The following is a 9298-nucleotide window of genomic DNA, read 5'->3' as shown; positions in this document are numbered from 1 at the left end:
GCCAGGCGACGAAGCGCCCGAAGATCTTGAGGATGTGCCGGGTTCGCGCCGTCCGGGCCGTGGAGACCAGACGAAGCACGTGTTCACAGCTTCAACGCTTCACAGCACTCGTCTTTGCACCTGAGTCCGGGGAGACACATTGTCCAGCGACTACGCGAAACAGCTTGGTGGCAAGCTGCGCGCGATCCGCACCCAGCAGGGGCTCTCCCTGCACGGCGTAGAGGAGAAGTCCCAGGGCCGCTGGAAGGCCGTGGTAGTCGGCTCCTACGAGCGCGGTGACCGTGCGGTGACGGTCCAGCGCCTGGCCGAGCTGGCCGAGTTCTACGGCGTCCCGGTCCAGGAGCTGCTGCCCGGCAGCACTCCGGGCGGCGCGGCCGAGCCGCCGCCGCGCCTGGTCCTCGACCTGGAGCGCCTCGCCCAGGTCCCCTCCGAGAAGGCGGGCCCGCTGCAGCGCTACGCGGCCACCATCCAGAGCCAGCGCGGTGACTACAACGGCAAGGTCCTCTCGATCCGCCAGGACGACCTGCGCACGCTTGCCGTCATCTACGACCAGCCGGCCTCGCTGCTGGTCGACCAGCTGATCAGCTGGGGCGTCCTCGACCCGGACGCGCGCCGCGCGGTCCGCGAGGACGACGCGGTCTGAGCCTCTCCGGCTCCCACCGCCGTACACCTCAGCAGAAACGTTGCGGCAGGCACCTTCGCCCGGTGAGTCCACCCGGTGAAGGCGCCTGCCGCTTCTGCGTTCGAGACTGAAGTTCACACTGTCGTTCGGGCTGCCGTTCACACTGTCGATCGCGCTGTCGTCCGCGCTGGGACGGGCGTGCGCGTCAGCGTTCGGTGCGGCGGCGGCCCATGCGGTTGGAGAGGCCGCCGAGGGCGCCCAGCGGAGCCTTGCGGGAGAGGGCGACCGCGGCCTGGTAGCGGCGGGAGGGAATGCAGACGGACTTGCCGCGGACCAGGTCACGCAGGGACTGGTCCACCACGTAGTCCGCGTCGAGCCAGAGCCACCGGCCCACGCGGGACATGTCCATCTCCGCACGCTGGTGGAACTCGGTGTGGGTGAACCCCGGGCAGAGCGCCTGGAGGCGGACGCCCGTCCCGGCGAGGTCGCGGTCCGCGCCCGCGGTGAACTGGACCACCCACGACTTGCTCGCCCCGTACGTCCCGCGCGGGACGAAGGCCGCGACCGAGGCGACGTTGACGACGTAGCCCCTGCCGCGCTCGCGCATCCCGGGGACGGCGGCACGGGTCAGCCGGAGCACGGCCTCGATGTGGACCTTGAGCATGGTCAGCTCGTCCTCGATCGGGACGTCGAGGAAGCCCTTCTTGAAGCCGAAGCCCGCGTTGTTGACCAGCAGGTCGACCGGATGGTCGGCGTCGGCCAGGCGTGCCTCGACGGCGCTGATGCCCGCCTCGGTGGCCAGGTCCGCCGGGAGCACCTCGGTGGGGACACCGTGCGCCTTGGCGAGGTCTTCCGCGAGCGTGGTCAGCCGAGACTCGTCGCGGGCGACCAGGACCAGGCCGTGGCCGTCCTTGGCGAGACGTCGCGCGAAGGCCGCGCCGATTCCGGCGCTCGCGCCGGTGATGAGTGCAGTGCGCATGCGCCCACGTTACTGGTCAGTTTGCTCCGCTTGACCCACTCGTGCCCGTGCGCTCGAAGAGCAGGTGCGCGACGGAGGGCGAGCTGACGAACTCGACGCACTCGTACCCGTCCGCAGGACCACTGCCGAGGTTGTCGAAGAGCCGCTCGCCGCCCCCGAGCAGGACCGGGACCATCGCCACGTGCAGCACGTCCAACCGCCCGCTGCGCAGGCACTGCTGGAGCGTCGACGCGCCGCCGCCCACGCGGACGTCAGCGCCGTCGGCCGCCTCGAAGGCGCGGTCCAGCGCGGCGTCCAGACCGTCGGTGACGAAGTGGAAGACCGTGCCGCCCTTCATCTCCAGCGGGGGGCGCGGATGGTGCGTCAGCACGAAGACGGGGTGGTGGTAGGGCGGCTCCTCGCCCCACCAGCCGCGCCACGACTCGTCCGGCCAGGCCCCGCGCACCGGCCCGAACATGTTGCGGCCGATCACCGTCGCGCCGACGTTCTCGTCGCCGCGCAGCAGGAAGGCGTTGTCGACGCCCTCGGTGCCGCCCTTCTGACCGATCATCCGCCGCCCGTACGCGGCCTCGAAGACCCACGTGTGCAGCCGCTGGCCGCCGACGCCGAGGGGCGCGTCCTGGCTCTGGTCGGGACCGGCCATGAAGCCGTCCGCGGAGACGGAGATGTTGTGGGCCCTCAGCTGCGCCATGCGTGCCTCCAGGATGATGCGACCGGCGTGCGTCCGGTGGGATCGACGGTTCCCATCAAAGCACCGGGGTACGACAGTGCCCGGACGACGTGAGGCGTGGCGCGGAACGAAAGCGGCGAGTGGCCGCGGCCGGAGGTGCCACCGCGTCCACTCGCCGCCGCAGACTCGCAGCCGCCGGTCTGCAGCCGCTGACCCGCAGCCGCCGGTCTGCCTCAGCCGACGAGGCCGGTCAGCTTCTCCAGCGACTCGTTGAGCGCCTTGGTGGTGGCGTCCTTGATCCGGGCCGCCATCATGTTGACGGCCGCGCCCTTGAACTCGCTGTCGACAGTGACGCTGGTGCCGTTCCCGTCGGCCGCCGCGCCGAGCGCGTAGTGCTGGTGCAGGCTGATGCCCATCGGGCCCTTGCCGTCCATGGTGAGGGAGCTGCCGGCGGCAAGCTCGGTGATGGTCCAGCTGACCTCGGCGGGCATGCCCATCAGGGTCATCTTCTCGCCGTAGACGGCACCGACCACGAGTTCCGTGGGGCCGCCGTTCGGGAAGGCGACATGGATGGTGTTCCACTCGCCGAAGCGTTCGAAGTCGGTGAGCACCGCCCAGACCTTGTCCGCCGGAGCGGGAATCGTGGCACTGACGGATACCTCGGGCATGGCCGATCCTCCTCGCAGAACAGTGCAGTAGCGCAGGGCAGAGCAACGCAGAGCGACGCGGAGCGAAGCAACGCGGAAGCAGCGCACCACCGGGCACGCTGCGTGGAGCTCCCAGCGGAGGTTAGTCAGAATCTGACGAACCATCAATAACTGTGAACGTGCTGCCTTCCTGCCAGATTCGGAGGGGCGCCAGGCGGGTGAAGCCGACGCGCTCGGCGACGGCCAGATCCGCGCCGGACTCGTAGCCCACGACGGGGAGGCCCGGGCAGTGGACCGAGGCGGCGGCGAGGCAGTCGTGCCAGGCGCGGAACAGGACCGCTTCGCGGGCGGCGGCGGTGGAGGTGGTGCCGGGGGCTCCGGCCACGTCGGCGGCGACGAAGAGGTTCGAGACGCCGACCACGCCCGCGCCGAGGCTGAGCAGCGCCCCGGCCGAGAAGTCCGGCGCGGCCATGACCAGGACCGACGGGTCCTCCAGCAGCGGGGGCAGGAAGAGGTCGGCGACCTCGCCGCACCAGGCGATCTCCCACGCCGCCAGCTCCCCCGGCGTGCGCAGGCGCTGCCACGGCGAGGTCGCGGCCGGGAGTTCCGGCTCGCGGGCGATCCAGTGCGCGTCGAGCAGCGGACGGAAGCCGTGCCCGGCCAGGTCGAGGGCGGCGAAGCTGTCCTTGACCGAGACACCGGGCGTCGTGCGGTCGACGCGGGCGAGCAGTTCGTCGACGTCGAGGCGCTCGGCGAGGGTGACGGCGTCCGGGTAGTAGCGCGGAGTGCGCTCCCGGCTGGTCCAGGCGTCGAGCCGGTACTCGCCGCTCAGGCCGTGGGCGCGGCACATCGCCTGGCACCAGTCGGCGTTGTTGCGCGCGGCGGCGCGGACGAGGCTCTGCTGAACGGTCTGGTCCATCACTCGTGGATCATCAAACATGAGGGGGCCTCGGGCCAAACCATTTTGTGAGTCCGGGCGCGAGCAGCACCGGTCAGTGGGCCGCCTTCAGGCCCACCACGCCGCCGATGATCATGGCCAGGAAGACGATCCGGGCCACGGTCACCGGATCGCCGAGCGCCACCATCCCGTAGGTCGCGGTCCCGAGCGTGCCGATGGCCACCCACACCGCATAGCCGGTCCCGAGCGGGACGGAGCGCAGCGCGTAGGCGAGTCCGCACATGCTCAGCACGACCGTCACGCCGAAGACGGCGGTCGGGAGGGGGCGGGAGAAGCCCTTGGACGCCTGCATCGCGACCGCCCAGACGGTCTCGAGGACGCCGGAGACGACGAGCACCAGCCAGGCCACGGCAGAACACCTCTCGCAGTAGGGGGCGGTGCGCGGTGCACCGCTCCTGCTGCGTCGTCTTGTCCTTGCCGGGTACGACGCGCTCGTCCGGAACGGAGGAATCCTCCGTCTCTTCGACGCTAGCACAGCCGCGTCCAACGGCAGCTGTCGGAGGCAAGCCCTAGGGTGCTGCCCATGGCGACTGCTGAGATCGACACGGCCGAACGGCGACGACGGATCCAGGCGCGGCAACTCGCCCGGTGGGCCACGCCGTTGGAGGCCGCGGACGCGGTCGTCGGGCTGCACGCCACGGACGCAGCGACGGTCTTCCTCTCGCTCGCGGCACGGCTGCGGGAGCCCGGCGTCGCGCTGGTCGAGCAGGCGCTCTACGACGACGTCACGCTGGTCCGGCTGTTGTCGATGCGGCGCACGCTGTTCGTCGTCCCGGTGGACGTCGCGCCCGTCGTCGACTCCTCGACCGCCCGCGACATCGCCGCCAAGGAGCGGAAGAAGCTGCTGGAGTTCCTCCGCGAGGGCGGCGGTTGGGACGCGGCATGGCTGGCGGAGGCCGAGCGGTCGACGCTGGCGGCGCTGGAGCGGCTCGGTGCCGCGACCGGGCAGCAACTGGGGGCGGCCGTGCCCGCGTTGCAGGAACGGGTGACGGTCGCGGTGGGCAAGCCGTACGAGGCGGTACAGACCGTGGCCTCGCGGGTGCTGCGGGTGCTCGCCGCCGAGAACCGGATCCGGCGCGACCGGCCGCGCGGGAGCTGGACGTCGAGCGCCTACCGCTGGGTCCCGAGCACGCCGCTGCCGCAGCTGCCCGTCGACGAGGCGCGCGCCGAACTGGTTCGCCGCTGGTTGGCCGCGTACGGGCCGGGCACCGAGGACGACCTGAAGTGGTGGACCGGCTGGACGCTCGGCGCGGTCCGCAAGGCGCTCGCCGCGGTGGGCGCGGAGCAGGTCACCCTGCCAGACGGCCCCGACGGGACCGGCCCGGGCCTGGTGCTGCCCGGCGACGCCGCATCCACCCCCGCTCCCGAGCCGCGCGCCGCGCTGCTGCCCGCGCTGGACCCGACCTCGATGGGGTGGCGCGGACGCGACTGGTACACCGATCCCGGCCATGCCGCGCAACTCTTCGACCGGACGGGCAATATCGGCCCGACCGTCTGGTGGGACGGTCGCGTCGTCGGCGGTTGGGCTCAGCAGCCGGACGGGACCGTCGTCCGGCGGCTCCTGGAGGACGTCGGCGCGGAGGCGGAGGCGGCCGTCGCCGCAGAGGCCGACCGCATGGGCGCGTTCCTGGCCGGGACCACGGTCACGCCCAGGTTCCGTACGCCGCTCGAACGCGAGCTCTCGGCGGTGGGGGCGCGTAGCTAGCTGGTGCCGCGCCGGCTAGCCGAGGGCCTCGGCGTAGGCGGCGCGGAGCGGTTCCCACTCCGCGGCCGGATCCCAGGACTGCCAGTCGACCGCGCCGCCCGCCAGGGCCCGGGCGAGGTAGTCGAGGTGGAGGTGCCAGCCGGCGAGGATCTGTGCGGGCTCCTCGATCGGCGCGGGCAGGCGCGCGCTGAAGGCGAGAGCCGTGCCGCCGCCCTCGTCGGTGAGCTCGAAGCGGACCCGGCCGTGCGGGTCGAGATCGAGTTGGAGCAGGGACGGAGGGTCGTAGGCGGTCACCGTGCCGGCGGCGATCACGGTGCGGCCCTCGGGATCGGTGTTCAGCCAGCGGAGCACCACAGCGCCGCCCTCCGCCGGGTCCAGCCGGTCGGCGGCGGCGAGCCAGCGCCGGAGCAGGGACGGACGCGACACGTGGCGCCAGACCTCGGCCACGGGGTGCGGGTAGTGACGGTAGAAGCACACGGCCTGGTGACCCGCGTCGATCGCGACGACGCTGCCGTCGAGCCGAGGGTCGCTGGAGGTGGCGGACACCCTCCGATCATCGCCCGCCGTTGCGGTTCCGGCTCGCCATTGCATCGCCCCGGTCGTGTCGCACGCTCACGTGCTGCCAGCCGGGAGCTCCTTGCTGAGCAGGGTGCCAATGCCCGCGCGGAGGACGTCGATCCCGTGCTCGGCGGCCGGGGCCTGTCTTATGGACCAGGCCGGATCGGCCTGCGGTGTGAGAGCACCCGCCTCGCCGCGTTGTCGTGGGTCGTCGGTCGCCGGTCGTCGGCGCTCCTGTCAGACCAGCGCGGCGAGCTCGCCCCGGGAGGCGACGCCGAGCTTGGGGTAGGCCTTGTAGAGGTGGTAGCCGACCGTCCGGGAGCTGAGGAAGAGCTGGGCGGCGATGTCCCGGTTGGAGAGGCCCTGCGCGGCGAGGCGGACGATCTGCGTCTCCTGCGGCGTCAGGCCGGCCAGCGGCCCTGCGGTTCGCGGCTCCGCGGTCGCTGCGCCGGAGGCGTCGAGCTCGGTGCGGGCGCGGTCGGCCCACGGTGTCGCGCCCAGGGCGTCGAAGGCGCGGGCGGCGGCGCGGAGCGGCATGCGGGCCTCCGTCTTGCGCCGGGCACGCCGCAGCCACTCGCCGTAGAGCAGCGCCGTGCGGGCCTCCTCCCAGGGCCGGCCGGACCCGCTGTGGAGCGACAGGGCGTCGAGGAAGAGCCGCTCGGCGAACTCCTCCGGGGCCAGCAGGGCGTGACAGCGCAACACCAGTGCACGCGCCCAGGGCTGTTGGGACCGCTCAGCCCAGCGTTCGAAGCGGGTCAGCGGCTCGGCCAACGCCTCGCCCTCGCGGATCCGGACGGCAGCCTCCAGCGCGTCAGGGACGGCGCGCAGCACGCCGACGTGGCCCCTGTCCGGGCCGCGTACCAGCGTGCCCAGGAAGGCGAGCGCCTCCTCCGCGCGGCCCTGACCGAGGTCGAGCAGGCCCTCGGCCCACTGCTGCCACGGCGCGCCGACCCGTGCGGAGGCGCCGCCGCGTGCCTCGGCCGAGGCAGCATGCAGGGCCGTGCGGCAGGCAGCCTCGTCACCGCGCTGCGCGGCCAGGTAGGCGAGCAGGGCGTGCGAGGGCGCGGCCCACTGCACCTGGCGGATGTCCGCGGCCAGCGCCAACGACTCCTCGGCGTGGGCCTGGGCCTGGTCCGGGCGGCCGTGGAACAGCTCACTCTCGGCGAGCGTGATCAACAGCGGCGGCAGTGCGGCCAGCACGCCCCCGGCACGGGCCTCGGCGACGACCTGCTCGGTCACGGCGAGGGCGTCCGCGTCCTGGCCGACGGTGAGCGCGGCGGCGCAGGCCTGGATGAGGTCGACCGGGACGATCGCGCCGGCGGACCGCGCCTGGGCCATCGTGGCGGGCAGGGTGCGGCCTCCCTTCGCGTCGGGGGCCACTGCGTCGGGGGCCGCTGAGTCGCGGGCTGCGCCTTCCGGGCCCTCGGCGTCGGGCGCGCCGGCCGCCACCGCGTCGAGCAGGTAGGCCACGACGGGGGCCAACGGGTCGTCCGCGGGGAGGGACAGGGCGGCGAGACGGCGTTCGGTCGTGCGCATGGCCTCGTCGCCGAGGCAGCGGGCGACGTCGTATGCCTGGAGCAGCACGCGGGCCGCCGGGCCGGGGTGGCTGGCGGCGACCAACTCGGCGGTGTCGAGCAGCAGTTGGTGGGCGGGCTCGTGCGCACCCCGCCAGAACTGGGCCAGGCCCTCGATGAACATGAGGTGCGCCAGCAGCACCGGCTCCTCGGGACGCCGGGCGCGGGCACGCCCGGCCAGCGCCTCGGCCCGCTCGATCTCACCCGCCTCCGTGGCGGACTCGGCCGCCTGGACCAGACGGCGCGTCGCCTCGGCCGGATCCGGACTGAGCTGCGAGGCACGCTCCCAGGCCGACGCCGCGCCCGCATGGCCGCCGCGACGGGCGGCGAGCTCGGCGGCCCGCTCCAGCTCGGCCGCGACCGGCTCGTCGGGCCCGGTGGCGGCCTGGGCCAGATGCCAGGCGCGCCGCACCGGCGTGCCGTGGTCGGCAAGCGCCTGCGCGAGCGACGCATGGACCGCGAGTCGCTGGGCCAGCGGTGCGCGGCTCAGCGCCGCAGCCCGCAGCAGCGGGTGGCGGAAGACCAGCCGTCCGCCCGTCTCCCCCGGCTCGACGCGGACGAGCGCCGACTCCTCCGCCGCCTGCAGGTCCTCGACGTGTGCGCCCAGCCGCTCGGCGGCAGCCAGGACCGTGGGCAGCTCGCCCGTCTCCTCGGCGGCGGCGACCAGCAGCATCGTCTGCGCGGCGGCGGGCAACCGGCTCAACTGGCCGTGGTACGCGAGCTGGAGCCGTCCGGCGAGCGGCAGCGGCTCGCTGCCGGCCCGCTCGGCCGCAGGGAGTTCGTGCAGGGCCAGCGGGTTGCCGTGGGCGAGTTCCAGAAGTTGATGCCGCGTCAGAACATCGACGTCCGGGGCGCTGTGCTGGAGCAGCTCCGCCGCCGCCGTGTGATCCAGGCCGGACAGGCGCAGCTCGGCCAGGCCCGGTGCGACACCTGACGCGCCGTCGGTCGACTGGGCCTCGCCCTCGCGCGCCGCCAGCAGCAGGACCACGCCCTCCGCCGCGAGCCGTCGCGCGGCGAAGAACAGGGCGTCGCTGGAGGCCGCGTCGCACCACTGGAGGTCGTCGATCAGGCAGAGCACCGGCCCGCCCTCGGCCAGTTCGGCCAGCAGCCCGAGCACGCCGAGGCCGACCAGCAGCCGGCTGCCCGGCGTGGACGCGTCCGGCTCGGGATCCGCGAGGCCCAAGGCGCGCTCCAACGCCGACCGTTGGGGCGCCGGAAGCGACTCCAGGCCGCCCAACGCGGGCGCGAGCAGCAGTTGCAACGCGGCGAACGGCAGCTCGGACTCGGCCTCGACCCCGGCCGTGCGCAGCACGGTGAAGCCCTCGGCCGCGTCGCGGGCGTACTCCAGCAGTGCCGTCTTGCCGATACCCGGCTCGCCACGCAGCACGAGCGCTCCGCTGGTCCGCCCCCGGGCGGCGCGCAGCAGTTCGTCGATGGCGGCCTGTTCGGTCCCCCGTCCGTACAGCATGCAAGCACCCTACCGACAGCCACCGACATGTTCGTGCGACAAGTACCTAAGCGCGACTGATTCCGCGTCCTCGCCTTCTCCGTAACGTCTTGACCTGCAGGAACGCACAGGACACCG

Annotated in this window: 9 protein-coding genes and 1 riboswitch; of the genes, 2 read left to right on the top strand and 7 right to left on the bottom strand. The window is 73.3% G+C overall.

Annotated features, from left to right (window positions below; genetic code table 11):
• Window positions 1–139: 139 nt before the first annotated feature.
• Complete coding sequence (locus ABH940_RS19740) at window positions 140–643, top strand: transcriptional regulator (protein WP_037606436.1); 504 nt, start codon at window positions 140–142, stop codon at window positions 641–643.
• A gap of 184 nt (window positions 644–827) precedes the next feature.
• Here ABH940_RS19740 and ABH940_RS19735 read toward each other — a convergent pair whose 3' ends face one another.
• The 5 genes from ABH940_RS19735 to ABH940_RS19715 all read right to left on the bottom strand — a co-directional run bounded on the left by ABH940_RS19735 (window position 828) and on the right by ABH940_RS19715 (window position 4225).
• Window positions 828–1601, bottom strand: coding sequence for an SDR family NAD(P)-dependent oxidoreductase (locus ABH940_RS19735; protein ID WP_370105857.1), 774 nt, complete (start codon window positions 1599–1601; stop codon window positions 828–830).
• Window positions 1602–1617: 16 nt separating this feature from the next.
• Entirely contained in the window at window positions 1618–2292 is a 675-nt protein-coding gene (locus ABH940_RS19730) for a dihydrofolate reductase family protein (protein WP_370069898.1), read from the bottom strand.
• 212 nt (window positions 2293–2504) lie between these two features.
• Window positions 2505–2939, bottom strand: a complete 435-nt coding sequence (locus tag ABH940_RS19725; protein ID WP_370069900.1) for an SRPBCC family protein — start codon at window positions 2937–2939, stop codon at window positions 2505–2507.
• Between the two features lie 121 nt (window positions 2940–3060).
• On the bottom strand, window positions 3061–3837 hold the full coding sequence (locus ABH940_RS19720; RefSeq protein WP_370069902.1) for a hypothetical protein: 777 nt from the start codon (window positions 3835–3837) through the stop codon (window positions 3061–3063).
• Between the two features lie 73 nt (window positions 3838–3910).
• Window positions 3911–4225: a multidrug efflux SMR transporter gene (locus ABH940_RS19715; protein ID WP_370105856.1), complete on the bottom strand. Its 315-nt coding sequence runs from the start codon at window positions 4223–4225 to the stop codon at window positions 3911–3913.
• 48 nt (window positions 4226–4273) lie between these two features.
• A riboswitch (guanidine-III (ykkC-III) riboswitch) is annotated at window positions 4274–4338 on the bottom strand.
• A 61-nt stretch (window positions 4339–4399) separates the two neighbouring features.
• On the opposite strand from ABH940_RS19715, the gene ABH940_RS19710 reads away from it, so the two are divergent.
• A complete protein-coding gene (locus ABH940_RS19710; protein ID WP_370069906.1) occupies window positions 4400–5581 on the top strand; it encodes a winged helix DNA-binding domain-containing protein in 1182 nt (393 codons plus the stop codon).
• A 15-nt stretch (window positions 5582–5596) separates the two neighbouring features.
• On the opposite strand, the gene ABH940_RS19705 is transcribed toward ABH940_RS19710, so the two are convergent.
• Entirely contained in the window at window positions 5597–6127 is a 531-nt protein-coding gene (locus ABH940_RS19705; RefSeq protein WP_370072654.1) for an SRPBCC domain-containing protein, read from the bottom strand.
• Between the two features lie 249 nt (window positions 6128–6376).
• Entirely contained in the window at window positions 6377–9181 is a 2805-nt protein-coding gene (locus ABH940_RS19700) for an AAA family ATPase (protein WP_370072653.1), read from the bottom strand.
• Between the last annotated feature and the right edge of the window lie 117 nt (window positions 9182–9298).

The sequence above is a fragment of the Streptacidiphilus sp. BW17 genome, from assembly GCF_041262485.1.
Classification (GTDB): domain Bacteria; phylum Actinomycetota; class Actinomycetes; order Streptomycetales; family Streptomycetaceae; genus Streptacidiphilus.
Note: the sequence above shows the minus strand (reverse complement) of the source record. Positions and strands in the feature narration are given on the sequence as shown.